The 26301-nt window shown below is 55.5% G+C and carries 34 protein-coding genes and 1 tRNA gene; 12 read left to right on the top strand and 23 right to left on the bottom strand.

Annotated elements, in window-relative coordinates; translation table 11 throughout:
- Nucleotides 1-14 precede the first annotated feature (14 nt).
- From BJ887_RS10455 to ureG, 8 genes are read left to right on the top strand one after another with little or no spacing between them, the layout of a single operon-like run.
- On the top strand, nucleotides 15-842 hold the full coding sequence (locus BJ887_RS10455) for an urease accessory protein UreD (protein WP_014171660.1): 828 nt from the start codon (nucleotides 15-17) through the stop codon (nucleotides 840-842).
- A gap of 10 nt (nucleotides 843-852) precedes the next feature.
- Entirely contained in the window at nucleotides 853-1155 is a 303-nt protein-coding gene (locus BJ887_RS10460) for an urease subunit gamma (RefSeq protein WP_003862556.1), read from the top strand.
- 10 nt (nucleotides 1156-1165) lie between these two features.
- Nucleotides 1166-1480 (top strand): urease subunit beta, encoded by a 315-nt coding sequence (locus BJ887_RS10465; protein ID WP_020883624.1) that lies wholly within the window; start codon nucleotides 1166-1168, stop codon nucleotides 1478-1480.
- The gene (gene ureC / locus BJ887_RS10470; RefSeq protein WP_121339841.1) at nucleotides 1473-3176 is read left to right on the top strand and encodes an urease subunit alpha; all 1704 of its coding nucleotides are present in this window, start codon (nucleotides 1473-1475) and stop codon (nucleotides 3174-3176) included. Before BJ887_RS10465 ends, ureC begins: the two co-directional genes overlap by 8 nt.
- Before the next feature lie 9 nt (nucleotides 3177-3185).
- Complete coding sequence (gene ureE, locus BJ887_RS10475) at nucleotides 3186-3656, top strand: urease accessory protein UreE (RefSeq protein WP_050737305.1); 471 nt, start codon at nucleotides 3186-3188, stop codon at nucleotides 3654-3656.
- Nucleotides 3657-3665: 9 nt separating this feature from the next.
- Complete coding sequence (locus BJ887_RS10480; RefSeq protein ID WP_073396361.1) at nucleotides 3666-4205, top strand: HupE/UreJ family protein; 540 nt, start codon at nucleotides 3666-3668, stop codon at nucleotides 4203-4205.
- Complete coding sequence (locus tag BJ887_RS10485) at nucleotides 4205-4879, top strand: urease accessory protein UreF (RefSeq protein WP_014171665.1); 675 nt, start codon at nucleotides 4205-4207, stop codon at nucleotides 4877-4879. Before BJ887_RS10480 ends, BJ887_RS10485 begins: the two co-directional genes overlap by 1 nt.
- Before the next feature lie 9 nt (nucleotides 4880-4888).
- Nucleotides 4889-5506: an urease accessory protein UreG gene (ureG, locus tag BJ887_RS10490; RefSeq protein ID WP_014171666.1), complete on the top strand. Its 618-nt coding sequence runs from the start codon at nucleotides 4889-4891 to the stop codon at nucleotides 5504-5506.
- Nucleotides 5507-5546: 40 nt separating this feature from the next.
- Here the strand turns inward: ureG and tsaD are convergent, their stop codons facing one another.
- Complete coding sequence (gene tsaD, locus BJ887_RS10495; RefSeq protein WP_073396357.1) at nucleotides 5547-6560, bottom strand: tRNA (adenosine(37)-N6)-threonylcarbamoyltransferase complex transferase subunit TsaD; 1014 nt, start codon at nucleotides 6558-6560, stop codon at nucleotides 5547-5549.
- 236 nt (nucleotides 6561-6796) lie between these two features.
- Between tsaD and rpsU the strand changes: the two genes are divergently transcribed.
- The 3 genes from rpsU to rpoD all read left to right on the top strand — a co-directional run bounded on the left by rpsU (nucleotide 6797) and on the right by rpoD (nucleotide 10870).
- On the top strand, nucleotides 6797-7012 hold the full coding sequence (gene rpsU, locus BJ887_RS10500) for a 30S ribosomal protein S21 (protein WP_001144069.1): 216 nt from the start codon (nucleotides 6797-6799) through the stop codon (nucleotides 7010-7012).
- Between the two features lie 114 nt (nucleotides 7013-7126).
- Nucleotides 7127-8872, top strand: a complete 1746-nt coding sequence (dnaG, locus tag BJ887_RS10505) for a DNA primase (protein WP_025202985.1) — start codon at nucleotides 7127-7129, stop codon at nucleotides 8870-8872.
- 150 nt (nucleotides 8873-9022) lie between these two features.
- A complete protein-coding gene (gene rpoD / locus BJ887_RS10510) occupies nucleotides 9023-10870 on the top strand; it encodes an RNA polymerase sigma factor RpoD (RefSeq protein ID WP_020883616.1) in 1848 nt (615 codons plus the stop codon).
- 84 nt (nucleotides 10871-10954) lie between these two features.
- Here the strand turns inward: rpoD and mug are convergent, their stop codons facing one another.
- On the bottom strand, nucleotides 10955-11461 hold the full coding sequence (mug, locus tag BJ887_RS10515) for a G/U mismatch-specific DNA glycosylase (RefSeq protein ID WP_025202984.1): 507 nt from the start codon (nucleotides 11459-11461) through the stop codon (nucleotides 10955-10957).
- A gap of 124 nt (nucleotides 11462-11585) precedes the next feature.
- Here mug and BJ887_RS10520 point away from each other — a divergent pair.
- Nucleotides 11586-11661, top strand: a tRNA-Ile gene (locus BJ887_RS10520).
- A gap of 81 nt (nucleotides 11662-11742) precedes the next feature.
- On the opposite strand, the gene BJ887_RS10525 is transcribed toward BJ887_RS10520, so the two are convergent.
- The 21 genes from BJ887_RS10525 to BJ887_RS10625 form a co-directional block, all read right to left on the bottom strand.
- A complete protein-coding gene (locus BJ887_RS10525; RefSeq protein WP_025202983.1) occupies nucleotides 11743-11943 on the bottom strand; it encodes an ogr/Delta-like zinc finger family protein in 201 nt (66 codons plus the stop codon).
- A gap of 67 nt (nucleotides 11944-12010) precedes the next feature.
- Nucleotides 12011-13165, bottom strand: coding sequence for a phage late control D family protein (locus tag BJ887_RS10530; protein ID WP_121339842.1), 1155 nt, complete (start codon nucleotides 13163-13165; stop codon nucleotides 12011-12013).
- Nucleotides 13162-13626, bottom strand: a complete 465-nt coding sequence (locus tag BJ887_RS10535) for a phage tail protein (protein ID WP_014171677.1) — start codon at nucleotides 13624-13626, stop codon at nucleotides 13162-13164. Before BJ887_RS10535 ends, BJ887_RS10530 begins: the two co-directional genes overlap by 4 nt.
- Nucleotides 13627-13637: 11 nt before the next feature.
- A complete protein-coding gene (locus BJ887_RS10540) occupies nucleotides 13638-16085 on the bottom strand; it encodes a phage tail tape measure protein (protein WP_121339843.1) in 2448 nt (815 codons plus the stop codon).
- A complete protein-coding gene (locus tag BJ887_RS10545; protein ID WP_014171679.1) occupies nucleotides 16078-16197 on the bottom strand; it encodes a GpE family phage tail protein in 120 nt (39 codons plus the stop codon). The genes BJ887_RS10540 and BJ887_RS10545 overlap by 8 nt, the downstream gene beginning before the upstream one ends.
- A gap of 32 nt (nucleotides 16198-16229) precedes the next feature.
- Nucleotides 16230-16538 (bottom strand): phage tail assembly protein, encoded by a 309-nt coding sequence (locus tag BJ887_RS10550; RefSeq protein WP_121339844.1) that lies wholly within the window; start codon nucleotides 16536-16538, stop codon nucleotides 16230-16232.
- A gap of 56 nt (nucleotides 16539-16594) precedes the next feature.
- Nucleotides 16595-17113 (bottom strand): phage major tail tube protein, encoded by a 519-nt coding sequence (locus BJ887_RS10555; protein ID WP_014171681.1) that lies wholly within the window; start codon nucleotides 17111-17113, stop codon nucleotides 16595-16597.
- A gap of 11 nt (nucleotides 17114-17124) precedes the next feature.
- Complete coding sequence (locus BJ887_RS10560; RefSeq protein WP_121339845.1) at nucleotides 17125-18312, bottom strand: phage tail sheath protein; 1188 nt, start codon at nucleotides 18310-18312, stop codon at nucleotides 17125-17127.
- A 313-nt stretch (nucleotides 18313-18625) separates the two neighbouring features.
- Nucleotides 18626-19057 (bottom strand): tail fiber assembly protein, encoded by a 432-nt coding sequence (locus BJ887_RS10565; RefSeq protein ID WP_121339846.1) that lies wholly within the window; start codon nucleotides 19055-19057, stop codon nucleotides 18626-18628.
- Between the two features lies 1 nt (nucleotide 19058).
- Nucleotides 19059-21257, bottom strand: a complete 2199-nt coding sequence (locus BJ887_RS10570) for a phage tail protein (RefSeq protein ID WP_121339847.1) — start codon at nucleotides 21255-21257, stop codon at nucleotides 19059-19061.
- Between the two features lie 11 nt (nucleotides 21258-21268).
- Nucleotides 21269-21799: a phage tail protein I gene (locus BJ887_RS10575; RefSeq protein ID WP_040018803.1), complete on the bottom strand. Its 531-nt coding sequence runs from the start codon at nucleotides 21797-21799 to the stop codon at nucleotides 21269-21271.
- Entirely contained in the window at nucleotides 21792-22700 is a 909-nt protein-coding gene (locus BJ887_RS10580) for a baseplate assembly protein (protein WP_025202974.1), read from the bottom strand. The genes BJ887_RS10575 and BJ887_RS10580 overlap by 8 nt, the downstream gene beginning before the upstream one ends.
- A gap of 5 nt (nucleotides 22701-22705) precedes the next feature.
- Nucleotides 22706-23056, bottom strand: a complete 351-nt coding sequence (locus BJ887_RS10585; RefSeq protein ID WP_121339848.1) for a GPW/gp25 family protein — start codon at nucleotides 23054-23056, stop codon at nucleotides 22706-22708.
- A complete protein-coding gene (locus tag BJ887_RS10590; RefSeq protein ID WP_121339849.1) occupies nucleotides 23053-23694 on the bottom strand; it encodes a phage baseplate assembly protein V in 642 nt (213 codons plus the stop codon). The genes BJ887_RS10585 and BJ887_RS10590 overlap by 4 nt, the downstream gene beginning before the upstream one ends.
- 109 nt (nucleotides 23695-23803) lie before the next feature.
- The gene (locus BJ887_RS10595) at nucleotides 23804-24271 is read right to left on the bottom strand and encodes a phage tail protein (RefSeq protein WP_121339850.1); all 468 of its coding nucleotides are present in this window, start codon (nucleotides 24269-24271) and stop codon (nucleotides 23804-23806) included.
- Nucleotides 24234-24479: an Rz1-like lysis system protein LysC gene (lysC, locus tag BJ887_RS10600; RefSeq protein WP_072126476.1), complete on the bottom strand. Its 246-nt coding sequence runs from the start codon at nucleotides 24477-24479 to the stop codon at nucleotides 24234-24236. Before lysC ends, BJ887_RS10595 begins: the two co-directional genes overlap by 38 nt.
- Nucleotides 24379-24792 carry an Rz-like lysis system protein LysB gene (gene lysB, locus BJ887_RS10605; RefSeq protein ID WP_185806715.1) on the bottom strand — a complete coding sequence of 138 codons (414 nt, stop codon included), beginning with the start codon at nucleotides 24790-24792 and terminating at the stop codon, nucleotides 24379-24381. The genes lysC and lysB overlap by 101 nt, the downstream gene beginning before the upstream one ends.
- Nucleotides 24789-25298, bottom strand: coding sequence for a lysozyme (locus BJ887_RS10610; RefSeq protein ID WP_020883601.1), 510 nt, complete (start codon nucleotides 25296-25298; stop codon nucleotides 24789-24791). Before BJ887_RS10610 ends, lysB begins: the two co-directional genes overlap by 4 nt.
- Nucleotides 25282-25503: an HP1 family phage holin gene (locus tag BJ887_RS10615; RefSeq protein ID WP_014171693.1), complete on the bottom strand. Its 222-nt coding sequence runs from the start codon at nucleotides 25501-25503 to the stop codon at nucleotides 25282-25284. Before BJ887_RS10615 ends, BJ887_RS10610 begins: the two co-directional genes overlap by 17 nt.
- Nucleotides 25494-25697, bottom strand: a complete 204-nt coding sequence (locus BJ887_RS10620; RefSeq protein ID WP_020883600.1) for a tail protein X — start codon at nucleotides 25695-25697, stop codon at nucleotides 25494-25496. Before BJ887_RS10620 ends, BJ887_RS10615 begins: the two co-directional genes overlap by 10 nt.
- A 123-nt stretch (nucleotides 25698-25820) precedes the next feature.
- The gene (locus BJ887_RS10625) at nucleotides 25821-26261 is read right to left on the bottom strand and encodes a DinI-like family protein (RefSeq protein WP_020883599.1); all 441 of its coding nucleotides are present in this window, start codon (nucleotides 26259-26261) and stop codon (nucleotides 25821-25823) included.
- Between the last annotated feature and the right edge of the window lie 40 nt (nucleotides 26262-26301).

Below are 26301 nucleotides of genomic sequence, written 5' to 3' on the forward strand. Positions count from 1 at the left end.
CAGATGGATGCAGCATGTTAGCAGCTCAGGTCACTGATAATTCTTACAAAGGCTGGCAGGCATCGCTTGCCCTGCAGTTTTGTTACACCCCTGAGAAAACCCTCCTGCACGCTGCTCATCACATCGGGCCCCTCACCGTACAGCGACCTTTTTATCCCGAAGGCGACACCTGCCACCTGTATTTACTGCACCCGCCAGGCGGGATAGTCGGCGGCGATACGCTGGATATTTCGGTGCATCTGGACGCGAAAAGCCATGCGCTGATCACCATGCCCGGCGCGAGCAAGTTCTATCGCAGCAGCGGCCCGCAGGCCTGTCTCAATCAGCACTTCTGGCTCGACGATGAGGCTACGCTGGAGTGGCTGCCGCAGGACACCATTATCTTTCCCGGTGCGAATGCCGCCCTGCGTTCCGTTTTTCATCTGAAGGCCTCCAGTACGCTGCTGGCGTGGGAGTTGTACTGTCTGGGTCGCCCGGTGATCGGCGAAACCTTCAGCCACGGCACGCTGGAAAGCCGCCTTGAGATCTGGGTCGACGATGAGCCACGGCTGATTGAACGTCAGCACCTCAGCAATGGCGATCTCACGCCCGTTGCAGGTCTCCCGTGGGTCGGCACGCTGCTGTTCTTTCCGGCCAGGGAAGCGCACCTCGAAACGGTGCGCGAGCTGCTGACGCCGCTGAGCCACTTTGCCGGGGCAACGCTCACAGACGATCTGCTGTCGGTGCGTTTTCTCTCCCACGACAACCTGATTTGCCAGCGGGTGATGCGCGATATCTGGCAGTCGCTTCGCCCGCTTTTAACCCCCAAAACCGCCTGTTCGCCGCGTATCTGGCAGACATAAGAGAAACGTTATGGAACTGACCCCCAGAGAAAAAGACAAGCTGTTGCTGTTTACCGCTGCGCTGGTTGCCGAACGCCGCCTTGCGCGCGGGGTAAAACTGAATTACCCGGAATCAGTCGCGCTGATCAGCGCGTTTATTATGGAAGGCGCCCGCGATGGCGAAACCGTCGCCTCACTGATGGAAGCGGGCCGTCACGTCCTGACGCGCGACCAGGTGATGGAAGGCGTACCGGAGATGATCCCCGACATTCAGGTGGAAGCGACGTTCCCGGACGGATCAAAGCTCGTCACCGTCCATAACCCGATCGTATAAGGAGCGCGTGATGATCCCAGGCGAATACCAGATCCAATCCGGAAACATTGCGATCAACGTTGGGCGAGACACGCAAAACGTGATCGTCGAAAACCATGGCGACAGGCCGATCCAGGTGGGATCGCACTACCACTTTTATGAGATTAACCCGGCGCTGAAATTCGACCGGGAAGCCACCAAAGGCTATCGGCTGAATATTCCGGCAGGCACCGCCGTGCGTTTCGAACCCGGACAGAAGCGCGAGGTGACGCTGGTTCAGGTCAGCGGCGCGCAGCGTATTTTCGGCTTTCGCGGCGAGGTGATGGGAGAGGTGAAAAATGGCTGAAATTTCACGCCAGGCCTACGCCGATATGTTCGGCCCCACCACTGGCGATAAAGTGCGTCTGGCCGACAGCGAGCTGTGGATAGAAGTGGAAAACGATCTCACGGTCTACGGCGAAGAGGTCAAATTCGGCGGCGGGAAGGTGATCCGCGACGGTATGGGCCAGGGGCAGATGACATCCGACGGCTGCGTGGATCTGGTGCTGACCAACGCGTTGATTATCGATCACTGGGGGATCGTTAAAGCCGATATTGGCGTAAAAAACGGGCGGATCTTTGCCGTGGGTAAAGCCGGTAACCCGGATATACAGCCCGGGGTCACGATCCCGATTGGCGCAGCGACAGAAGTGATCGCCGCCGAGGGGAAAATTGTCACCGCCGGCGGGATCGACACGCACATCCACTGGATCTGCCCGCAGCAGGCGGAAGAGGCGCTGGTCTCTGGCGTCACCACCATGATTGGCGGGGGCACGGGCCCTGCGGCAGGCACCAACGCCACGACCTGTACGCCGGGGCCCTGGTATATCGCGCGAATGTTGCAGGCGGCCGATACACTACCGGTGAATATCGGCCTGCTTGGCAAAGGTAACGGTTCCAACCCTGATGCCCTGCGCGAGCAGATCGCAGCGGGTGCCATCGGGCTGAAGATCCACGAAGACTGGGGCGCGACGCCTGCAGCCATCAACTGCTCACTGGCGGTGGCGGAGGAGATGGATATTCAGGTGGCGCTGCACAGCGACACGCTGAACGAATCCGGGTTTGTTGAGGACACGCTGACGGCTATCGGCGGGCGGACCATTCACACCTTCCATACAGAAGGGGCAGGCGGCGGACATGCACCGGATATTATTACCGCCTGCGCGCACCCGAATATTCTGCCCTCCTCCACTAACCCGACGCTGCCCTACACGGTGAATACCATCGACGAGCATCTCGACATGCTGATGGTGTGTCACCACCTCGACCCGGATATCGCCGAGGACGTCGCCTTTGCTGAATCACGCATTCGCCGGGAGACCATCGCTGCGGAAGATGTCCTTCACGATATCGGAGCCTTCTCGCTGACCTCGTCCGATTCCCAGGCAATGGGTCGCGTCGGCGAAGTGATTATTCGTACCTGGCAGGTGGCGCACCGTATGAAGGTTCAGCGCGGCGCACTGCCGGAAGAGACCGGGAACAACGATAACTACCGCGTGAAACGCTATATCGCCAAATACACCATTAACCCGGCGCTGACCCACGGGATTGCTCATGAAGTGGGCTCGATTGAGGCCGGGAAACTGGCGGATTTAGTGGTCTGGTCCCCCGCGTTCTTTGGCGTCAAACCCGCCACCATTGTGAAAGGCGGGATGATCGCCTGCGCGCCGATGGGGGATATCAACGCCTCTATCCCAACGCCGCAACCGGTCCATTACCGTCCGATGTTTGGCACGCTGGGTGCCGCGCGCCATGCGACACGGCTGACGTTTGTCTCCCAGGCTGCCGATGCAAAGGGCATTTCGCACCAGCTCAGCCTGCAGAGCGGCATAGCCGTCGTCAAAGGCTGCCGCACGGTGAAAAAGGCCGACATGATCCACAACAGCCTGCAGCCCAACATCACCGTTGACGCACAAACTTACGAGGTTCGCGTTGATGGCGAGCTCATTACCAGCGAGCCGGCAGACGTTCTGCCGATGGCCCAACGCTATTTCCTGTTTTAAGGAGTGACGATGATCTACCTGACCCAACGCCTTGACCATGCCCATCCGATAACCGCCAGCGTCACGCTGCCGATTGATGTCCGGGTGAAAAGCCGTGCCCGCGTGGCGCTGAATGACGGCCGCGAAGCCGGGCTGATGCTGCCGCGCGGCCTGCTACTGCGCGGGGGGGATCTGCTGACCACTGACGACGGCAGCGAGGTGATCGAGGTGATCGCTGCGCCGGAATCAGTCTCCGTCGTGCGCTGCGACGATCCGTTCCTGCTCGCCCGCGCCTGCTACCACCTCGGCAACCGCCACGTGCCGCTGCAGATCATGCCCGGCGAACTGCGCTATCACCACGATCATGTGCTCGATGACATGCTGCGCCAGTTCGGGCTCGAGGTGACATTTGCCACCCTCCCGTTTGAACCGGAAGCAGGGGCGTATACCAGCGATGCCCACAGCCATAGCCATAGTCACTCTCACGCTCATTCACATTAAGGATTCATCATGCGTACGTTTTTACCTCTGTTACTGCTGGCCTTTTCTCTTCCTGCCCTGGCGCATCCCGGACACGGCACAGACAGCTTTCAGGCCGGTTTTTTCCATCCGCTGACGGGTCTTGATCATCTGCTGATGCTAACCGGTGCGGGCGTACTTTCGGCCCTGAGCGGGCGCAAGCTGCTGCTGCCTCTTGCCACTCTCGGCATGATGCTGGCCGGGGCCGTTGCAGGCAGCCTGCTTGGCGGCTTTAGCGGCATGGAAATGCTGATTATCGCCTCGCTGGCGGTCTGCGGCGCGATGATGTTTAAAACCGAAAATCGCCTGCTGTTGGCCGTGCCGGCGCTGGCAATGTTCCACGGCTGGGCGCACGGGGTAGAGATGTCTGGCCACAGCTTCTGGCTCTTCACCAGCGGCTTTATGTTTGCCAGTGCCACGGTGCTGTGCGCCAGCTTCGCCGCCGGGTTGCTGCTGCGCCGTCACGACGGGTTACGTAAAACCTTTGGTGGCGGGCTGATTGTCTCTGCGCTGCTGGCGCTGATGGGCTGATGGAGCACGTCCGCCAGCGGCTGCGCCTGATGCAGCTCTCCAGCAGCAGCCTTCCGGTCGGGTCATTCACCTGGTCGCAGGGGCTGGAGTGGGCCGTTGAAGCAGGCTGGGTCCCCGATGCTGAGGCGTTCAAAAACTGGCAGATCCTGCAGATGGAGCAGAGCTTGTTCTGTGTCGATCTGCCGCTGTTTTCCCGACTTTATCAGGCGTGCGAGCAAAACGATTTGGCGACGGCAACACGCTGGACGGCCTACCTTCTCGCCTGCCGGGAAACGCGTGAACTGCGTGATGAGGAACGCAACCGCGGGGCGGCCTTTACGCGCCTGCTCAAAAGCTGGGAGCCGGACTGTCCGGCAGAGTGGCGGACGCTGTTTATGCAAAGCCAGCTCAGCGGCATGGCGTGGCTCGGAGTACGCTGGGGCATTAGCGCCCATGAGCTGGCCCTGAGCCTGGGCTACAGCTGGATTGAGAGCGCGGTCATGGCGGGCGTCAAGCTGGTGCCGTTCGGGCAACAGACGGCGCAGCAGCTGATTATCGACCTGAGCGACCACTTTGCCGCCGGGCTTGAACCGGCTTTTTTGCGTGGCGACGACGCGCTGGGTGCGGCAACGCCGCTGTCGGCCATCGCCTCTGCGCGCCACGAAACACAATATTCACGATTATTCCGTTCCTGAGGAGACAACATGGCTGATTACAAACATCCCCTGCGCGTGGGCGTGGGCGGCCCGGTGGGGTCGGGCAAAACCGCGTTACTGGAAGCACTCTGCAAAGCAATGCGCGACACCTATCACCTGGCAGTGGTGACCAACGATATCTACACCAAAGAGGACCAGCGCATTCTCACCGAAGCGGGTGCCCTTGAGCCAGAGCGCATCGTGGGCGTGGAGACGGGCGGCTGCCCGCATACCGCAATCCGCGAAGATGCCTCAATGAACCTGGCGGCAGTGGAAGCGTTAAGCGAAAAGTTCGGCAATCTGGACCTGATCTTCGTTGAAAGCGGCGGTGACAACCTGAGCGCCACCTTCAGCCCGGAGCTGGCTGACCTGACGATCTATGTGATTGACGTCGCTGAAGGGGAGAAGATCCCGCGTAAGGGCGGCCCAGGGATTACCAAATCCGATTTTCTGGTGATCAACAAAACCGACCTGGCCCCCTATGTGGGGGCCTCACTGGAAGTAATGGAACGTGACACCAACCGCATGCGCGGCGAGCGCCCGTGGACCTTCACCAATCTGAAGGCGGGCGACGGACTGGCGACGATCGTGACATTTCTGGAAGAGAAAGGGATGTTGCGGGTGTAACCGTTTAAATCCCCTCTCCCTGGCGGGAGAGGGTCAGACATTACGCCTCCGGCAACTCCGCCAGCGGCCAGCGTGGACGTACAGAGACGCTCAGATCGGCGGTCGCGCCAGCGTTCAGACGTACCATACCCGCGTAGGCGATCATCGCCCCGTTATCGGTACAGAATTCCGGACGGGCATAAAATACTTCCCCACCACGCTTTTGCATCATCTGCGCGAGTTTTGCACGCAGCGTGCGGTTGGCGCTGACGCCCCCGGCCATCACCAGACGCTTAAAGCCGGTCTTTTCCAGTGCGCGTTTGCATTTGATCATCAGGGTATCGACCACCGCGTCTTCGAACGCACGGGCGATATCAGCACGGGTCTGCTCGCTATCGTCGTTATTGCGAATGGTATTGGCCGCGAAGGTTTTCAGACCGGAAAAGCTGAAATCCAGCCCTGGACGGTCAGTCATCGGACGCGGGAAGACGAAACGCCCTTCCGTGCCCTGCGATGCCATTTTCGAGAGCATCGGACCGCCAGGATAATCCAGACCCAGCAGTTTGGCCGTTTTGTCGAAGGCCTCACCGGCTGCGTCGTCAATGGACTCGCCGAGCAGCTCATACTTGCCAATCCCCGTTACGCTAATCAGCTGGGTATGGCCACCTGAAACCAGCAGCGCCACAAAAGGAAACGCAGGCGGATTATCTTCCAGCATCGGCGCCAGAAGATGCCCTTCCATATGGTGAACCGGAATGGCCGGCACATCCCACGCGAACGCCAGCGAACGGCCCACCGTTGCGCCGACCAGCAGCGCACCCACCAGGCCCGGGCCTGCGGTATACGCTACAGCATCAATATCAGTAGAGTTCAACCCGGCTTCTTTCAGCGCCGCCTGAATCAGGGGAACCGTTTTACGCACGTGGTCACGAGAAGCCAGTTCAGGCACGACGCCGCCGTAGTCAGCGTGTAATTTCACCTGACTATACAGTTGGTTGGCAAGAAGCCCTTTTTCGTCGTCGTAAATGGCGATGCCGGTCTCATCGCAGGATGTTTCAATACCCAGTACACGCATGACTTGTTTTACCTCGTTTCAATACCGCGCAGTGTAGGGCCAATGCGGATTGATGTAAAACTTTGTTCGCCCCAGGAAGAAGCCTCGTGTATACTCCTCACCCTTATTAAAGTCCCTTTCAAAAACGCGTCGGTGCTTTACAAAGCAGCAGCATTTGCAGTAAAATTCCGCACCATTTTGAAATAAGCTGGCGTTGATGCCAGCGGCAAACCGAATTTATCAAAGGTGAGAGTTACATGCCGGTAATTAAAGTACGTGAAAACGAGCCGTTCGACGTTGCACTGCGTCGCTTCAAACGTTCATGCGAGAAAGCAGGTGTTCTGGCTGAAGTTCGTCGTCGTGAGTTCTATGAAAAACCAACGACCGAACGTAAGCGCGCTAAAGCTTCTGCTGTGAAACGTCACGCGAAGAAACTGGCTCGCGAAAACGCACGCCGTACTCGTCTGTACTAATCAGTTGAGGGCCTCAGCCCTCAATGACAGACAGAGTTGTAGTCGTAAGGCCGTGCTTCCGGAAGGAATGCGCGGCTTGTTTTCGTTTATGAGTTACTAAAATTTTTGGGGCATATGGCCGGACGAATCCCACGCGTATTCATCAATGACCTGCTAGCCAGAACCGACATCGTCGATCTCATCGACGCGCGGGTAAAGCTGAAAAAGCAGGGCAAGAACTACCATGCGTGCTGTCCTTTCCATAACGAAAAAACCCCCTCCTTCACCGTAAACGGTGAAAAGCAGTTTTACCATTGCTTCGGCTGTGGTGCTCACGGTAATGCTGTCGATTTTTTAATGAACTACGACAAGCTCGAGTTCGTTGAAACCGTCGAAGAGCTGGCGGCGATGCACAACCTTGAAGTGCCGTATGAAGCAGGCAGTGGGCCAAGCCAGATCGAGCGCCATCAACGGCAGACGCTGTACCAACTGATGGATGGTCTGAACTCGTTTTATCAACAGTCTCTTAAGCACGCTGCTGCTGAGCCTGCGCGTCAGTACCTGACAGCGCGCGGACTGAGTGACGATGTGATTGCGCGTTTCGCTATTGGTTACGCCCCGCCCGGCTGGGACAACGTGTTAAAGCGTTTTGGCGGCAATAGCGAAGATCGTAAGTCTCTTATCGATGCCGGCATGCTGGTCACCAATGACCAGGGACGAAGCTACGACCGCTTCCGCGAACGGGTGATGTTCCCGATCCGCGACAAGCGTGGCCGGGTGATTGGTTTTGGTGGTCGCGTGCTGGGTGATGCCCTGCCGAAGTACCTCAACTCCCCGGAGACCGATATTTTTCATAAAGGTCGCCAGCTTTACGGTCTTTATGAGGCGCTGAAGGATAACGCGGAACCTCCGCGCCTTCTGGTCGTCGAAGGCTATATGGATGTCGTCGCGCTGGCGCAGTACGACATCAACTATGCGGTTGCATCTCTGGGCACCTCGACCACAGCCGATCACATTCAGCTGCTGTACAGGGTGACTAACAATGTCATCTGCTGTTACGACGGTGACCGTGCAGGACGCGACGCCGCCTGGCGTGCGCTGGAAACCGCACTGCCTTATATGACCGACGGGCGTCAGTTACGCTTTATGTTCCTGCCCGACGGTGAAGACCCGGATACGCTGGTGCGTAAAGAGGGCAAAGCGGCGTTTGAAGCGCGGATGGAGCAGGCTCAGCCGCTCTCCACGTTTTTGTTTAACAGCCTGATGCCGCAGGTCGATTTGAGTACCCCTGACGGGCGCGCGCAGCTCAGCACGCTGGCGCTGCCGTTAATCAGTCAGGTGCCCGGCGAAACGCTGCGCATCTATCTGCGTCAGGAGCTAGGCAACAAGCTCGGCATTCTGGATGACAGCCAGCTTGAACGTTTAATGCCTAAACAGTCTGAAAACGGTGCGGTTCGTCCCGCGCCTCAGCTAAAACGCACAACCATGCGTATACTGATAGGGTTACTGGTTCAAAACCCCGAACTTGCTCCGCAAGTGCCATCGCTGGCGGGTTTGAACCACGAAAAATTGCCCGGGCTTGGCTTATTTTCAGAATTGGTCAACACTTGTTTGTCTCAGCCAGGTCTGACCACCGGACAACTTTTAGAACATTATCGCGGCACAAAAGAGGCTGCTACCCTTGAAAAACTGTCGATGTGGGACGATATAGCAGATAAGGACATTGCAGAAAAAACGTTCACCGACTCACTCAACCATATGTTTGATTCGATGCTTGAGCTGCGCCAGGAAGAGTTGATAGCTCGCGAGCGCACACACGGCTTAAGCAGCGAAGAACGCCGGGAACTCTGGATGCTGAACCAGGAGCTGGCAAAAAAATGAATTTAACGGCTTAAGTGCCGAATATCGATCGGGAAGCCCCCGGCAGCCGCACTGAGAGGCAGCGGCACAAATATAAGTACGCCCTCGCTTTAAAGGTTGGCAGCCCCATCGCCGACACCAATCAAACGAATTAAGTGTGGATACCGTCTTATGGAGCAAAACCCGCAGTCACAGCTGAAACTTCTTGTCCAACGCGGTAAGGAGCAAGGCTATCTGACCTATGCCGAGGTCAATGACCATCTGCCGGAAGATATCGTCGATTCAGATCAAATCGAAGACATCATCCAAATGATCAATGACATGGGTATTCAGGTGATGGAAGAAGCACCTGATGCCGATGATCTGTTGCTGGCTGAAACCTCCAACAACACTGACGAAGATGCGGAAGAAGCTGCTGCACAGGTCCTGTCCAGCGTGGAATCTGAAATCGGGCGTACCACTGACCCGGTCCGTATGTACATGCGCGAAATGGGTACCGTTGAACTGTTGACCCGCGAAGGCGAAATTGACATCGCGAAACGCATCGAAGACGGGATCAACCAGGTTCAGTGCTCTGTTGCCGAATACCCTGAAGCGATCACCTATCTGCTGGAGCAGTACGATCGTGTTGAAGCGGAAGAAGCGCGCCTGTCTGACCTGATCACCGGTTTTGTCGACCCGAACGCTGAAGAAGATATGGCACCGACCGCCACTCACGTTGGATCTGAACTGTCTCAGGAAGAGATGGATGATGACGAAGACGAAGATGAGGAAGATGCCGACGACGACACCGCCGATGATGACAACAGCATCGACCCGGAACTGGCGCGCGAGAAGTTTGCCGAGCTGCGTACCCAGTACGAAGTCACGCGTGACACCATCAAAGCAAAAGGTCGCAGCCACGCAGCCGCACAGGAAGAGATCCTGAAACTGTCTGAAGTCTTCAAACAGTTCCGTCTGGTGCCTAAACAGTTCGACTACCTGGTTAACAGCATGCGCGTGATGATGGATCGCGTACGTACCCAGGAACGCATCATCATGAAACTGTGCGTTGAGCAGTGCAAAATGCCGAAGAAGAACTTCATCACCCTCTTCACCGGCAACGAAACCAGCGAAACCTGGTTCAACGCGGCTATCGCGATGAACAAGCCGTGGTCTGAAAAACTGCATGACGTGAAAGAAGACGTGTTCCGCGGCCTGCAGAAACTGCATCAGATTGAAGAAGAGACCGGCCTGACCATTGAGCAGGTTAAAGACATCAACCGTCGTATGTCCATCGGTGAAGCGAAAGCCCGCCGTGCGAAGAAAGAGATGGTTGAAGCGAACCTGCGTCTGGTTATCTCTATCGCCAAGAAGTACACCAACCGTGGCCTGCAGTTCCTGGATCTGATCCAGGAAGGCAACATCGGTCTGATGAAAGCGGTTGATAAGTTTGAATACCGTCGTGGTTATAAGTTCTCCACCTATGCTACCTGGTGGATCCGTCAGGCTATCACCCGCTCTATCGCGGATCAGGCGCGCACCATCCGTATTCCGGTGCATATGATTGAGACCATTAACAAGCTCAACCGTATTTCCCGCCAGATGCTGCAGGAGATGGGCCGCGAGCCAACGCCGGAAGAGCTGGCTGAGCGCATGCTGATGCCGGAAGACAAGATCCGTAAAGTGCTGAAGATCGCCAAAGAGCCAATCTCCATGGAAACACCAATCGGTGATGATGAAGATTCGCATCTGGGTGATTTCATCGAGGATACCACCCTCGAGCTGCCGCTGGACTCTGCAACGACCGAGAGCCTGCGTGCTGCAACGCACGACGTTCTGGCTGGCCTGACCGCCCGTGAAGCAAAAGTGCTGCGTATGCGTTTCGGTATCGATATGAACACCGACCATACGCTGGAAGAAGTGGGTAAACAGTTCGACGTTACCCGCGAACGTATCCGTCAGATCGAAGCGAAGGCGCTGCGTAAACTGCGCCATCCAAGCCGCTCTGAAGTACTGCGTAGCTTCCTGGACGATTAATCGATCCTGTCAGTGAAAAAGCTCCCTTTGGGGAGCTTTTTTTTTTGCATTTTCTCCGCCCCTCAGGGACAAGGAAACACCGCCCTACAGCCCACGCACAACCAGGGCCTCATCCAGTTCCCGATACGCCTCCACCAGCTTATCCAGCGTTGCCCTGTTAAGCCCGCTCGGGTTCGGCAGCACCCACACCTGCGTGACGCCAATGGTGATGGCCTGTTTGCCCCACTGCGCACCGCGCTGACTGAACGCCTGTTCGTAAGCCTGCTTGCCCAGGATGGCCAGCGCTGCCGGCTGATAATCTTCAATCTTCTTAATCAGCTCCCGCCCACCGCTGCGCAGTTCATGCAGGTTCACCTCACTCGCCTGTACCGTGGGCCGCTCGACCAGCATGGTTATCCCGCAGCGCGTATCCAGCAGGTGTTGCTCCTCTTCAGGCTTCAGTAGCCTGTCGGTAAACCCGGCCTGATAGATAACCTTCCAGAAGCGATTCCCCGGATGGGCAAAGTGAAAACCGGTGTGCGCTGAGGACTTCCCCGGGTTAATCCCGCAAAACACCACCCGCAAGCCCGGGGCCAGAATATCGTTGATCATCTCTACTCCCATTGATACATCTTTATGGAAGTATAAAGGATTGATTATGCATTGTTTATAAAAACAGCAGGCAGGTGTGAATGGCTGGATTGCTGAAGGGAGTTCCTCTATAATTCACCGCCACGGCCCCTTAGCTCAGTGGTTAGAGCAGGCGACTCATAATCGCTTGGTCGCTGGTTCAAGTCCAGCAGGGGCCACCAAATTTAGCTGTAGAATCAAATGATTAAGCCACTCTATTGAGTGGCTTTTTTATTGGTTTTTTTGAGCCGGTGGCGCAGTCGCTAACCGTGGGTCTGCGAAGCCGTTCGGACACGCTCAGCGGCGCCAGGTGTCGCAATCAGACGCTCCACGGACTCCATCGTCACGAACGTACAGCTGCAGTCCACATTGGTGCACTGGTGATAGCGCTCTTTGGTATTTTCACTTAAATAGCGACTGGTACGCGCATGCGCGGAATGCTTGCACTTAGGACAATGAAACATGTACCTCTCCACATAATTCACAATTTGTGAATTAATAATACCCAAAAAGAAATCAATAGCAAATGCATTACTCATTTTTGATGGAAAATTTTTCATCAGCGACGTTCAGCTCAAGCTTAAGTTGCGTGGTAAATCCACTCTCGCTGAGAGTATGAACCACCTCGTTGATAATCCACGCCTGCTCGTCAATGACCCGTTTAAAGCCGTTGACCAGCACCGGCGTTTCGGGATACAGATCGGCGCGTCCCAGCGCCAGCTGGATAGAAAAATTCACGGTACCCCGCTGAAGCGCGCGCCACTTCGCCTCCGCAGCCCTGAGCGCCTGCTCTTCAGAGGCATAAACCGTGGTGAGCTCAAAAACGTTTTCCGCCGACCCCACCAGCCTCTCTTGCGGCTTCTCTGCCTTGCCTCCTGCTCCCGCTACCGGTGCAGCGGCATCCGGGTGCTGTAGTCCTTCTGTCGGCTGCCCCCCGGGCTGACGATTAATACTCAATTGAGTATTTTGTTGTTTTGGGTCACGCGTTTGCAGCCATTTTGCCGTCACGCCGGAATAATTTTCACGGTCAGCGACGGAAAAAAGGTGCCGATCGCCATCCCCACGTTCAATCATCATTAAGGGAAGCGGTGTGCCACTGGCCGTCACGGCATGGCCCGCTTTCATAAAAATAACCTTCCCGGCTTTGATTGAAACAAATGCACCATTACGTTCGGCCAGGCGGGAGAGAAACGCCGCGTCAGTCTCCTGAGACTGATCGATATGAGAAATGGCGATGGATGCAAGTCCCGCCCCGACGCTGGCGGTAAACCGGTTACGCTGAGCAATGGTGTTGACTATCGCGCCGATCGTCGTGTCATGCCACGACTGTTCGCGCCGCACGTTGAGCTTCCCACGAAAATCGGCGCTGCATCCTCGGATGGTCAGCGTGTCCGGCGTGCCCCGGAATTCAATCGCATCTATCGTAAAGTCCCCTTTCGGCTGGAGCGGTGTTCCTTCCCATCCCAGCCATAAGGACAGTCTTGCCCCCCGGGCAGGCAGGTCTAACAACCCGTCGGAATCATCCAGTAGAATATCCAGCTGATCGGCTTCCAGCCCACGTTTGTCGGTCATGGTCAAACTGATAAGACGATGGCTGAAATTTTGCGTGATATCGCGCTCGTCTAGCTTAAGCATAAAATCAGGGGCGAGTTTCCCACCCGCCCGGATATTCATTTCGGTGATCATCCCACCAGCCCTCCAATGCTATTACGTGCGCTTTCCACCAGCTCTGAGGCTTGCGTTCTCAGGTCGCCAAACGTCGTCATCAGCGATTCGTCCACGCGTTTCAGTACCAGGGTAAAATCAATTTTCCGGGCAGTGCCATCGCTGTAAAAATCCGAATGCGTATGCGTGACTTTCTCAATGATAAACATGCCGTGAATGATGCCGGTACCGTCTATCAACGGCCATGCCCGCCCTTCATTCGCCATCAGCTCAACCGCCTTGAGAGAAAGCCGCCCTCCCGTGAGCTCCGGGTAAAGTAATCCGGAAAGGTTAAAGGATGTCTCACCTTCGCCAAGGTACTGCCAGGCTTTGGGTTTCCCGATGCGTTCGTTGGATGCCCAGCGGTAGTCTTTTGTAAATACCATTGACTGATACGGTAAGGTTCGTCGTTCAAAGACAAACAGACCCAGCACCATTAACATTTTCTCTCTCCTTAACCATACATAAAGCTGGATTGCTGCCGTCTCGCTTTTTCCTGCTCACTGCTCTCTATAGCCTCCCGGATTTGACGAGTCAGATCCGTTCCGGAGGCTGCGCTCCCCTGCAGCGTGAAGTTGTATTCACTTTTACTCTGATCGATGTAAGAACGTCCTCCCGCTGCTGCCATCGGCTGGTATCCCATGAAGCCGCTGTAAACAGGTGACGCCGGGTCCCAGGCACTGCCGGCGTCAGCAGAGGAGGTGCCTTCTTTCGGTACAGCCGAGTCGATATTGCCCGACTCTTTTTTTATGACGCCGAGTTTCTCCAGCAGCCAGCTGGCCTTGCCGCGCAGGCTGTTAAAGAGATTTAGCGGCGCCATTAGCGCATCTCCCAGCGCCTGACCGAACGCCACGCCGACATTTTTGCAGCTGTCGAGCGTTTCCTGCGTCGCCTTAATCGGCGCAATCAGATCGATGAACCACTGCCAGATCCCGCCCAGTTTTTCTGAAATGAAACCAAAGGCCTGTAACAGCGGAGAGAACAGCTCGCCCAGCGGCGCGAAGGCCGCAGAAAGCCCCTCAATCACCCCGCCAAAGAAGGCGCTAATGGGCTCCCAGTATTTAAGAATCAGTAAAGCGCCGGCGGCAATTGCCGCTCCGAGAGCAATAACGGGCCAGCTCAGGGCGCCCAGCACCGTCATGATGCTCCCCCCCACTACGCTGAATACCGTGCCCAGCATCCCGGCAGCGGTTATCACCAGATTCAGGCCTGACACAATGGGGGCGACCACCATACCTAGCGTGCCCAGGACACCGGCAAAGGCTTGTGCGCCCATAACCACGCTGACCAGGGCTTGCGTCAGTGCAGGGTTAGCGTTGATCCAGAGAGAGAGCGTACTAAGCCATCCGGTCGCGGTTGAGATCAGCGTGCGCAGGGCACCATCGGCCTTATCAAAGACATCAATCTTCAGGCCGTTTAATGCAGCCTGGAACTTGCTGATATCACCCTCGAGGTTATCGCCCTGAACCGAGGCTGTCAGCGCGGTGCTCCCCCTCGCGCCCTGGAGCGTCTGGCGCTTGTTATCCAGTGTTCCATTCCCAGCCGCTGAAACCAGTACGCCTGCGCCTTGCATCGCATCCGCACCGAAAATGGCCTTCAGGTATTCCGTTTGTTGAGCCGCACCGATTTTGCTGTTTTCGAATGAGGTAGAGATCGCCTTGAGGATATTCTCTGTCGGTAGTGGATTACCCTCGCCATCCCGGGTTTGCACCTTCAGTTCATTCAGCGCTGCAGAACGCTGCCCATCCGGCGTCTGCAGGCGGCTCAACATGGCGCTAACCTCTGCGCCGGCATCGGCACCTTTCATCCCTTTTTCCATCAGAATACCAAGCAGCGCGGTGGTCTCCTCAAGGCTGGCGCCGGCTTCTCCGGCGGCAGGTGCGGCGGATGCAACGGCGGTACTCAGTTCGGTGAGACTGGTATTGGACGCAGTGAAACCGCGGGTAAGGACATCTGCAACGCGTTCAACATCCGTATTCGCCAGGTTAAACGAGGCCTGCGTGCTGCGGATGATGTCGACCGCTTTGGCGGCATCAATATTCCCTGCGAGGCTGAGGTTGACCGTCGGCACAGTGGCGGCCACCACCCCGTCGGCGTCATAGCCTGATCGGGCCAGCTCGCCCTGCGCCCGGGTGACAACATCTGTAGAGGTTCCTGTACTGACGCTGACATCCCGTGCCTGCTGACGAATGGCCTCCAGCCTGGTATCCCCCTTCTGCAGACCCAGGCTTGCCTGTATGGCAGACATCTGCTTTTCAAAACGGATGCCTGGGGCAATAAAGCGGGACGTCTGAGTAAAGCCCGCCTTTGCCATTACTGCGCTCGCATTAGCAAACTGCTGCACACCTGCGGCAACACGTTTGCCAGACTCGTAGCGGTTCTGAACGGTATTAAGCCGCTCCTGTTGCTGATTGACCCTGGCAAGCGCCTCTTTATGTCGATTTAGTTGTAGCGTTTTTTCGCTGATACCCTGTCTTAAACGACGCTCATCTGACGACAGCGTGCGCGTATTAATCCCTGCCTGCGCCAGCTCACCGCGCTGGCGCTGCACTGACTGGCGTAAATTGTTGTACTCAAGCTTAAGCGCGGCGGCGGATTGGCGGGCTGCAGCCAGCGCATCCGCCTGGTCACGGGTTGGGTTCTGGGTGTTTTTGAGCTGGAGCGCCAGCTCAGCGGTCTGCTGTTTCGCCCGGGCAAGAGACTGCCCCGTCACGGCGAGCTGTTCGTTGGCTTTTCTGAAGCCGTTAATGCGGCCCGCCTGTTCATCAAGCGCGCGCAACGCCGCCTCTGAATCGCGGATACTGGCCGCGAGAGAGAGGCTGGCGTTCTGGATAGCGTTAAGCGGTCGGCTTGCCCGGTCGACTGCCTTAAGCAACTCCTGAAGTCTGACATTATTACTCATGGTAGTTTCCGCTTCGCTGCAGCGCCTTTTCGCGCCATATAAGGAGTTCGGTCATGCTCAGCGAGTACAGCTCTGACGGCGGCCAATGAAAGATCACCGCGATATCCGCCATCAGATCATCGACCGACAGGTTTTCGGGAAATTTTAGCGAGCCGAAGACGGTGACAAAAAACCGATCACCTTGCCCGCAAAAGTGAGCAGATCGGAAGCATCCAGACGCGCAATCTCATGCTCGGTCAGGGCCGGCGAGGTCATTCGCGGCAGCACTTTAATCAGCGCATCGACGTCAGATTGTGCCAGCGACGCCAGCGATACCCCACGCAGGGTCCCCGCGTTGGGTTTTGCGACGGTCACCTTTTCGATTTTTTGCTCGCCGCGCAGAACGGGGGTGTCGAGCGTAATGGTGTTCGGGTTTTCGCTTTCGTTAATGACGGTCTCGTTGATATTTTCCATTTGGTTACTCTTCAGAAAGTTAACTTACCGGCCGGCAGTCCCGGCCGGTTAAAGGTTTACAGGCCAATCGCCTTACGGTGTTCCGCCAGACGATCGACGCCGTCGACTTTCAGCACCATGTTGATGATGTCAATTTCGATGATCTCTTTGCCATCGATGGTCAGCTGGTAGTAAGCGCACTCGGTGGACATCTTGGTGGTGCCGCTCTCGCCCTGCTTGTTTTCACCACCATCAAACTCTTTATGACGGCCTCGCATGACGATTTCGACGGCGGAGATTTCGCCCGTGTCGTCACGCTGGAAGGAGCCGGTAAAGCGCAGAGGCACGCTGTCCGCGCCCGGAGAGGCATACTGTGCCCACAGCGCGACGTCCGGCAGACCGCCAATGGTCCACTCAAGCGCCAGGGCATCATCGTCCAGGCCGAGGTCGACAGAGACCGAGCCCGGCATACCGCCGCCGCGATACTTCTCCAGTTTGCGGGTGAGCTTCGGTAAGGTGACAGACTCAACAACGCCCATATAACTCAGGCCATCGTTGAACATGTTCAGATATTTAAGTTTGCGTGGTAACGCCATGCTTCAGCTCCTTAGCTGTTAACCGAATCGGACAGGTCTGCCAGATAGGTATCGGTGATGCGCTGGCGCAGGGTCAGGTTCTCCAGCGGCGGGACAGGGGTGTAGTCGTAATCGATGTACAATTTCCCTGCTTTCAGGGTCGATGCATCATTGGATTCCGGGTCATACCAGCAAGTGCCATCAACGATATAGCCGTTGGTTTTCAGCTCACGGAATTTGGCATTGATACCGGAAACGATGTCGCGGATGAGCGTTGGCGTAATGGGTTTATCCATTGCCCATGCGTGTGCTTCGGCCATGGTATCGGCCAACACCTGCGCGGTACGGGTGTAGTTTTCAAAGACGAAGAGCGGATCGTCTGAACAGGTACGGTTGCCCCAGAATTTGAAGCCGTCGTTACGAATAAGCGTGGTGACGCCGGCCTGGTTAAGCAGGTTCGCATCGGTCGCTTGTTCCTGCAGATCCCAGGACACGGAGGCGCTTACACCTGTGACACCGTTAACGCCGATGTTGGACAGGGTTTTGTGCCAGCCAATCGTCTGGTCGATTTTGGCGCGCAGGCCGAGAGCACGTGCGGTGGCCCAGGCGTGGGTCGTCGTGTTGGTGGTGGTATCCCACGCCAGAAAATCAGGGTGAATCACCATCAACTCGCGCTGACTGAAGTTTTTGCGGTAATCGATAGCGGCTGAAATGGTTTTACAACCCCATGCACTGACATAGCCAAACGCGCGCAGGCTCTGGCACATGGCGGCCAGCGCGGTCGCCACTTCCTGCGAATCCAGCCCCGGAACACCGAGAATACGTGGCTTAACGCCAGTGACCGTTTTCGCGGTAAGGAGCGCTTTCAGACCGGTATATTTACCGTTTTCATCGGTTGTACCGATGATATTAGAGATAGTCTCTTTCTGTGCTTCCTCAGCGGTATCAGCGGTGCCTTCAGCGACACGTACGACAACAACAACCGGTTTACACTGATCGGCAATCGCCTGCAGGGAAGCGGACAACGTCCCCATTTTCCCGGCTTTCGCAATCGCGGTTTGCACGTTGGTAATGAGCACAGGCTCGTTTAAAGGAAATGTCTTGTCGTCCGCATCCCTGGCCGTACAGACCATGCCGATGATTGCCGTCGAGACGGTGGAAATGGTGCGGGTGCCATCGTTGATTTCGATGACTTCCACGCCGTGATGATAGTCGCCCATCCGTTTAACTCCGTGGTGTAGTGGAGTCATCATTTTGTGGTGAGTTCGAAATATTAGAAATGAAATGCCGTTGGTGAAGTTACAGCACAACGCATAATGGCAGGACGTAGGTTTGCCAGAAAAAAATATTGACGGTAGCGTTTAAAAAAAGGCGAAATGCTTACTCAAAGCAATCATGAAGGTTTTTTATCTTATCTCGCGAAAAATGTAGATATGACAATGCCGGTTGCTGTCGGGGAAGGATAGAGTGTAATGATGGGTTAGTGTTTAGAAGAAAGAAAAAATGAAGCCCGCGACATACGCGGGCTTTGTGTTAATTGTTAGACGGAGCGTCAGGCCAGATAATATCTGGTGCGTTGTTGGTATCAATACGATTAAGCAATACCCGGTATTTCTTCCACTGCTGTAAAGAGAGAATTTCCGCTTCAGTCGCCATAGATAAATCAACGGCATCCTGAAGAGGTGAGATAGCTTGTGTCGCCAGAGACAATAACCTCGACTTCATTGACTGGGCATTATAAATATGCTCTTCATGTGATGGCGGGGCAATTTCAACCCATTCCATGCAACTTTTATTAACATTGTAATGAGGAGTCATCCTGTCAGGTGATACCATGAAAGATTCGTATTCCTGTTCTGAGATCTTCTTCAAATCTGGAGGAACAGCAATACCTTGAGCTTCGTAAACCTGAATAGTGTCTTCAAGATAAAAGCTGCTATCTGAGTTACTAAAATATTTTTTCATCTCAATAGCCTGCCACAATTAATGAAAATGTACCGTTACAGTTATGCGTTTCTATTTTCACCTGATTTTTCCCAACAGGTGTGCAAAGATAAAATGAATCGGAATTATTACCACCGCTTCCAAAATAACTGACACCAGTACCTAAAATACCATTAGGGAATGACGTTGGCAGGGTGACAGTCACAGCAGTGTTATTGCCGACTGCAATACTTCTAACTGCCTGCATAAAAACAGTGCCATTGCCATGGGTGTAATAAGCACTATTGTTACCCGTCGTGGTTCTTCCCGTTCCATAACGAGCATCCGATTCAGCTTTGGTATAAGCCTGGCCAGCAGGTGTGTAGCTGCCTTTCGCCTGAAAACGTCCATCACTTTCGGTTTTTGTATACGCACTGGTTTTAGGCATATAACCGGCATCTGACTGCGCTTTCGTGTAATAGCGGGCGTCAAAATTGGCATAATCACCAGGCACAAATTGACCAATTGTTCTTAGTTGCTTGCTTGCCCCGGCATAAGAAATAACAAAATTACCGCCAGTTGAATCTTCATTAATACGAAACCCACTCCCATCAGCAACTATAAAATACTTTTTCCCAGTATCGGATTCAGAAAAAGTAATGATGGGCGCGTTATTATTAATCTCCAGATTCCCGCTAAGCCTCCCCCCAGCTAACTTGAGATATCGTTCATCGAAGTTGGCATAATCGCCTGGAATGATTCGCTCCTTCATCTCAAGGCGACCGTTGCGGGTATTGATGTACCCTGTAATACCCGCTTCTGGACCACCTGCTGAGGTTAAGGTGCAATAAAATCCAATCCCATACCACGATTTCAATAGCATATTGTTATCAGAAAAACTTGCTGCATCGCCCCCAGAAAAAATCCCGGTAGCACTTCGCACGCTCAGACCGCCATTAAAATTTACAGTTCTCTGAAATGCTCCGCCTTGTGACGCTGAAACAGCATCAACTTCACCAGCGGTTGGTTTATTTACAGCATCATACTGTTTAGTCCAGGCTGACCACGTTCCACTGTAGAGCGTGCGGATGTAAGCGCGAGAGTTGTTGTAGATCCGATAAACCTGCGTAATACCCGCGTGTTTATAAACCTCAAGTGAACCGGCATTCGACTCTGGGTAATTCTTACCCGTTTGGGCCTGTGCATTCGCTGGCTGATAATATAGTCCCGGCATGGTGTAGGCATTCAAATCTTCAGCATTGCCAATCCCCACTGCCTGACCGTTAAAAATATCCTGTGCCGTAATATTGATATCGCTAGTCAATGCCCGCCCATTTACTTTACGCCCTGACGGCACGCGTCCATTAGCATTGTCATACGCAGCCTTCACCGCTTTCGGCGTCGCGGCCAGTGTCTCAGATACATTGTCAATGGCGCTGCTGAGCTGGACGATACCTTTTTGTGCCGTGCTGGCATCCTGAGCCGTATATTTCCCTTTGGCCAGGTCATAGGTGGCCTTTACCGCTTTAGGTGTTGCGGCCAGCACCTCAGACACGCTGTCGATCGCACTACTGAGCTGGACGATACCCTTTTGTGCCGTGCTGGCATCCTGAGCTGTATATTTCCCCTTAGCCAGGTCATACGCGACCTTCACCGCTTTTGGCGTCGCGGCAACGACTTCAGAGACACTGTCGATCGCACTACTGAGCTGAGTAAAACCTTTTGCCGTCAGAGAGGCATCAGGATGGCGTCGGGACTGCTCGTGCTCGGCAAGTTTGTCGTCGACGTAATCCTGCGTCGCCATCACCGTTGAGGTGTCAATCGTCAACTCGACGGAGGCGATATCACTCACCATGATGACCATACGCACAGTCTGCGCACGTCCAGATCCTTCAGCGAGTGCAGGTTTGTAACTTTCAGCCATATTGCCGACAGCAATCAGCGTCCCGGTATCATCATAGAGCCCCATTTCACGCATCCAGAACCCGCCGATCTCCGGAGGGATCAGCAGCTCCGCCACGACATAATTTTTATTCTTTTTGTCCTGGCTGATTTTGTTCAGCGCATGACGCCAGACCTCATTGATGAGTTTCGTCTGGCTGGCATTTGGCGTCGGGAGTTGCCCGCCGCCATCACCCACCGCCATCGCCGTAAAATTCACTTTCTTCCCGTTCGGGACGGTTGCGGCAGCCAGTTTTTCGGCGCCGGCTTTGGTGATAACCGTTTTATACTTCACTGTCATTGTGCTCTCACTTATCCGGGGTAAACCGTGATGATGTCGCCGTCATAGCTCAGGGCACCGGTATAGAGATAGCCCGGAACGTCCTGAATGATATTGAGGCCGATAAGATGTCGGCTGGCAGGCTTTGCATCAGCAATAAGCCGCTCCATTTCGTAATACATTTCTTCGGTGATGCCGGTTTCCAGCACGCCAATGTCCAGGCGAAACGTGCCTGCCGGGTCGTTGGTTTGCCACCACTCCGTCACGTTGATCAGATAGCCAAGTGGCTCCACCACGCGGCGTACTGCGCCGATCGTTCCTTTGTGTGCATGGATAAACCATGCATTGCGGATAACATCGCGCTTGGTGGCCTCCGGCCAGTTTTCATCCCAGCGATCAACCGAAAACGCCCACGCCAGCCAGGGCAACAGATTTGCCGGGCAGGTGTCGGCATTCCAGAGGTGACGAAGCGGGACGGGGGTATTCTCAATGTCGGCACAGGCGCGCGCCGCCGCGACCTCAAGCGGCGACGACCCCACCGGTAACAATCGGGCATTACTCATCGTTACCCCCAACGGTTACGCTGTACTGGCTGCACCATGAGGCCTGGGTTTCATCAAGCACAATATCGGCCGCAGGCGCGGTCAGTTCGACGCGTTGTACACCCTCAACATGCAGTGCAGCGTAAATGGCGGACTTACGAATATCCCGCCCGAGCCGGTGCTGTGCCGTTATATAGGCCTGCAGCCGGGCCCTTGCCGCGTTGAGCACTGGCTCGCTTTCGGGACCTGGGAAGAGAAAAAGAGAAGCCGCAATGTTGTAGTCGACAATGCTGGCGGACTGGACGGTCACACGATCGGCAACGGGCCTGACGTCCTCATCGTTCAGCGCGTTGCGCACAATGGCCAGCAGCTCTTCAGACGCCACGCCGTTATTCTCCCGGGACAGCACGGAGACGGTAACGTTCGCAGGCTGAGGACTGATGACAGAGATATCCGCCACCCGGCCATCCGCGCTGCGGCCATGGAACTGATAAGCCCCCGTCGATCCCGCCACGCTCAGCCCTTCCGGGGCTTGCTGGATGCGCAAACGAAAGTCGGTGTCAGACTCCATCACTGCCGGCGTGGGCGGAAACGTCGTGTCGTCGGCAGGTGTTATCACCAGACGCGCAAGGTTAGCGTTAGCACCAAGCTGGTCGAGATCGCTACCGGTGGCGTAGGCCAGCATGACCGCACGCGCGGCCTCGTTAACGCGCTGGCGCCAGATAACTTCCCGATACGCATTTTCCTGCAGCAGTTTCACAATCGGTTCTGACTCAAGCGTCAGCGTTCGTGCAATTGCCTCCTGCTCTTCTTCGGGATAGAGCGAGACAAAAGTGGCCTTTCGTTCTGCCAGCAGCGTTTCGTAATCCACCTCCTCCACGACATCCGGCGCGGCGAGTTGGCTCAGATCAACAATAGCCATAGCGTTTAACTCAATGAAATAGTGATAGAAAAGGAATGTCCGGAGATCTGGCGGGTGCCGGTGAGATCGACATACAGCGTCCCGTCATTCTCCGAACGTTCGAAAGTGATGGCCGTCAGGCTGATCCGCGGCTCCCATTTCTGGATAGCGGAGTAACATGCGGCCATGATTTGCAGGCGCAGCGCCGGACTCTGCGGCCTGTCGATCATTGCCGCCAGCAGTGAACCGTACTCGCGGCGCATCACCCGCGAGCCAATCGGCGTGACCAGAATGTCCCGCACGCTTTGTCTGATATGTTCAGCCTCTGAAATGCTGAGCCCGGTCTGACTGTTCATTCCCCTGTAGCGCACCGTCATTGCGTCCCCTTAGTCCAGCTTCCGCCGCTTTGCACACTGCCGTGAGCATGGTTGTCCACCTGCACCCCATTGGAGGTGAATTTACCGCCGGAATGCTCAATATTGCCGGCCATTACCCCGCCCTTCTGCACTTCAAGAGAGGCGGTAATTAGCTTGTTGGTACACACCACCTCAGGTGTATCCAGGGTGATGCGCGTCTCAGACTTCACCAGGACCACCGGTACGGTGGCGGTGAGTGATTCAGAGGCTGTGATGTCAGCCGTTTTAATGCCTGTGGCCGTTAGTGCTCCGCACCCGGGCTCGTACTCGATAACCGCCCCATCAGGGAACGAGACGTGGAGTGCGTCAGGGGAACCTGACGGCGCCGGGTGGTCATCGGAAAAGATACCTGGCAGCACGAAGGCGGTATCAAGCTCACCGCCGATGGCCAGCAGCAGCACTTGTTCTCCCTCGGACGGTGCCCACCACACGCGCGAACGGCCGGCGCGACAGGTCAGCCAGTTCAGCCAGGTGGTTTTCATCCCTCCGGACTGGACGCGGCAGAGCCCTCTGTTGAGGTCAACATCGGTGACAACACCGATACGAATCAGGTTACGGATCGCGCGAGCGATACCGTGCATGGAAGTGAGTGTATTCATGAGAAGAGAATGCCCTTCAGGGGGATCGGCAGCAACGAGACGGGGTTTTATGCGGGATGAAACAACAATCGTTCACGCTGATGGCTGGACAGCCATCAGCGCGGTGAACTTACGCTTTCCACTGGCTGACCAGTTCACCATTGATGTACAGCTCCAGCGGACGTGTGACGGGCTCTGGTAACGGCGGCTCCGGGGAATAGGTGGCATGCAACGTTCCCTGCTCCTGCGAAACAAGAATGCGCTCGGTGAGCTGCAGGCTAAAGCTGATATTCGCCGTACCATCGTCGTTGATGGTGACGCTAAAGAGAAACCCGTTTTTTCGCCCGTCATCGAGGGTAAAAATATCTGGCTGGTTTTCACGCAGCCAGGCCATTACCGGGACGAAGACCCCCTCGCTGTCGCCGGCGAAGCTACTGATATTCGCTTGCAGTTCATACTTTTTTTCAAAGGAGAGCGAGGACGCGAGGCGGGCGTCAATATTTCCGCTCCCCACCGACATCTGCAGATGATCAGGGTGATCGTTCAGTTGGGGAACGGCGTCAATTAATGCCTGACGCAGGCTGTTGAGTTTGTGCATCGAGTTTATCCTGACAGTCTTTTATGGTTTCGACCTGCAGCGCGCAGGCGATAAGGGCATGCTCAAGCCGACGAATATCAGCACTGAGATCACCGTTGGTGATGGGCTCACTTCCCGGCATCGGACAGGCGCTCACTTTCGGGCAGGCGTTGTAAACAATGTGCTGCGGAGGCGCAGGCGGCGCGGGTGTGCAACCTGCGCACAGCATCAGGCAGCTGAGCGTTATACCAGCGGCGTAACTCTTCATTTTCATTTACCCATTTCCCGATAGCCGCTTCGCGTCGTGCCATCTCCTCGCCGACGGCAGCAAGATCCTCGCGGAGCCTGACCTGCGCATCTTCGTTCGACCTGGCAATCCGCTGTGCTTCGGATAACTGCTGAAGCAGCGTGTTGATAGTGTTTTTTTGATCGCGGGCGATCTGGTTGGCTTTAGCAAGAGAGCGGGACAGGTTCACGTTGTCATGACGAAACCACAGCGTGATGGCCAGCAGAACGGCCAGTACCAGCAGGAGAGGTTTCATGGCATCCCCTTCAGGCACCAGGCCTTCTCACGAGCTCGACGGTTTTCCAGTCCGGCATTTTTGACCCCATTGACGTACACCCAGCGGGTAAGCTGATTGCACGCCTGCGGCCACTGTTTACGCTTAATGAATGACACCAGCGTGGAACGGCAGGCAGCCCCTGTTCCAACGTTAAAGGCAAAACTCACCAGCGCATCATAGACACGGGGTGGCATCTCCACCGGTGCGCATACCGCCAGCCGTCTTTCAACGTTCATCACGTCGGCAACAAGGTTCGCTGCCGCCTCACGCTCTGTAATTTCCCGTCCCGGCACGACGCCTGACGTATGGCCAATGCCTGATGTCCATACGCCCGCACTGCAACGATAAGGCGACAGGCGACACCCTTCGAGATCAGCAATGAGCGCCAACCCCTCCGGTGAGGTGTTCAGTAACCGGAAGTCAGGCATCAGTACCGCCAGGGCCAGTACGCCCGCGGCGCTGCAACGCTTAATGATTGAGTTCACGAATACTCTTCTTATCGAGTCCAAGAGAGGTCAGATAGCGATAGGTTTTCCGCTTAAACCAGTAATTCGTCAGCGCGGTAAAAATGGCGCAGAGGCTTCCCACGTATAGCGCGACTTTTTCAGGAGACATCGCCCCGAACCAGGCCAGCGCTACGGCCAGCCAGTAGGCGATAAACGTGGTGATTTTCTCAAGACTCAGTCCCATAGGTTCACTGATTCTTTAGTCGGTGCGCTATCAACCTCTGGCATGTCTATCGGCGTGCCATGAGGTAAGATGACCCCCAACTCCGCGAGGCCAGAATTGGCGTTCAGAACGGTTTCAACCACCCCTGCCGTGCGCCCATAGTAACGGGCACAGATGGCATCAAGCGTGTCCCCCTGCATTGCATAGATTTTCATCAGACGCTCCCAACATCCGGATTTCCAGGTACCGTTGAGTTTCCAGCGCTGGCGCCCTTTTTGCTATCGCTGCAGGATGGACAATCGCGGACACAACAGACTGCCCGCGAGATGGCAGAGGGCCTAGCGCCAGCTCTCGTCTTCCCAGACTTCCCGGAGGATATTGTCCAGCGCTTCGCGATCGGCCTCTCTTTCAATCCCCTGCAACTCCACGCCGGTCATGGATCCTTTTTTAACGGTAACCAGCGTTGACGGAAACACGGATCTTATCCTGCGGGTTAATTCGTCCTGAAACGCCTCCACGACGGACGGACCAATAAGCTGATCCTTATCCAGGGTAATGTTCACCCGCACGCTGGCCTCTTTTTTGATTCTGTCCGGAACGGGTGATGCCGAGAAAACCACGGTAAACGCGTTGTTCCTGATTAAATTTCCTCTCGCAATCTCAGCGATCAAATTCAGGGCAATTTCACGATCTCTTTCCTGACACGTTCCTTCTGTCGTCAGCCGCGCAATCATCTCGACGCGTTCAATCATGACTTGCTCGTTCAACTCTCTGTCCACACAACCTCCACCACGAGATACTGTATAAACATACAGTAGC

The sequence above is a fragment of the Enterobacter sp. WPR_3_1 genome (assembly GCF_003635055.1).
Classification (GTDB): domain Bacteria; phylum Pseudomonadota; class Gammaproteobacteria; order Enterobacterales; family Enterobacteriaceae; genus Enterobacter; species Enterobacter ludwigii.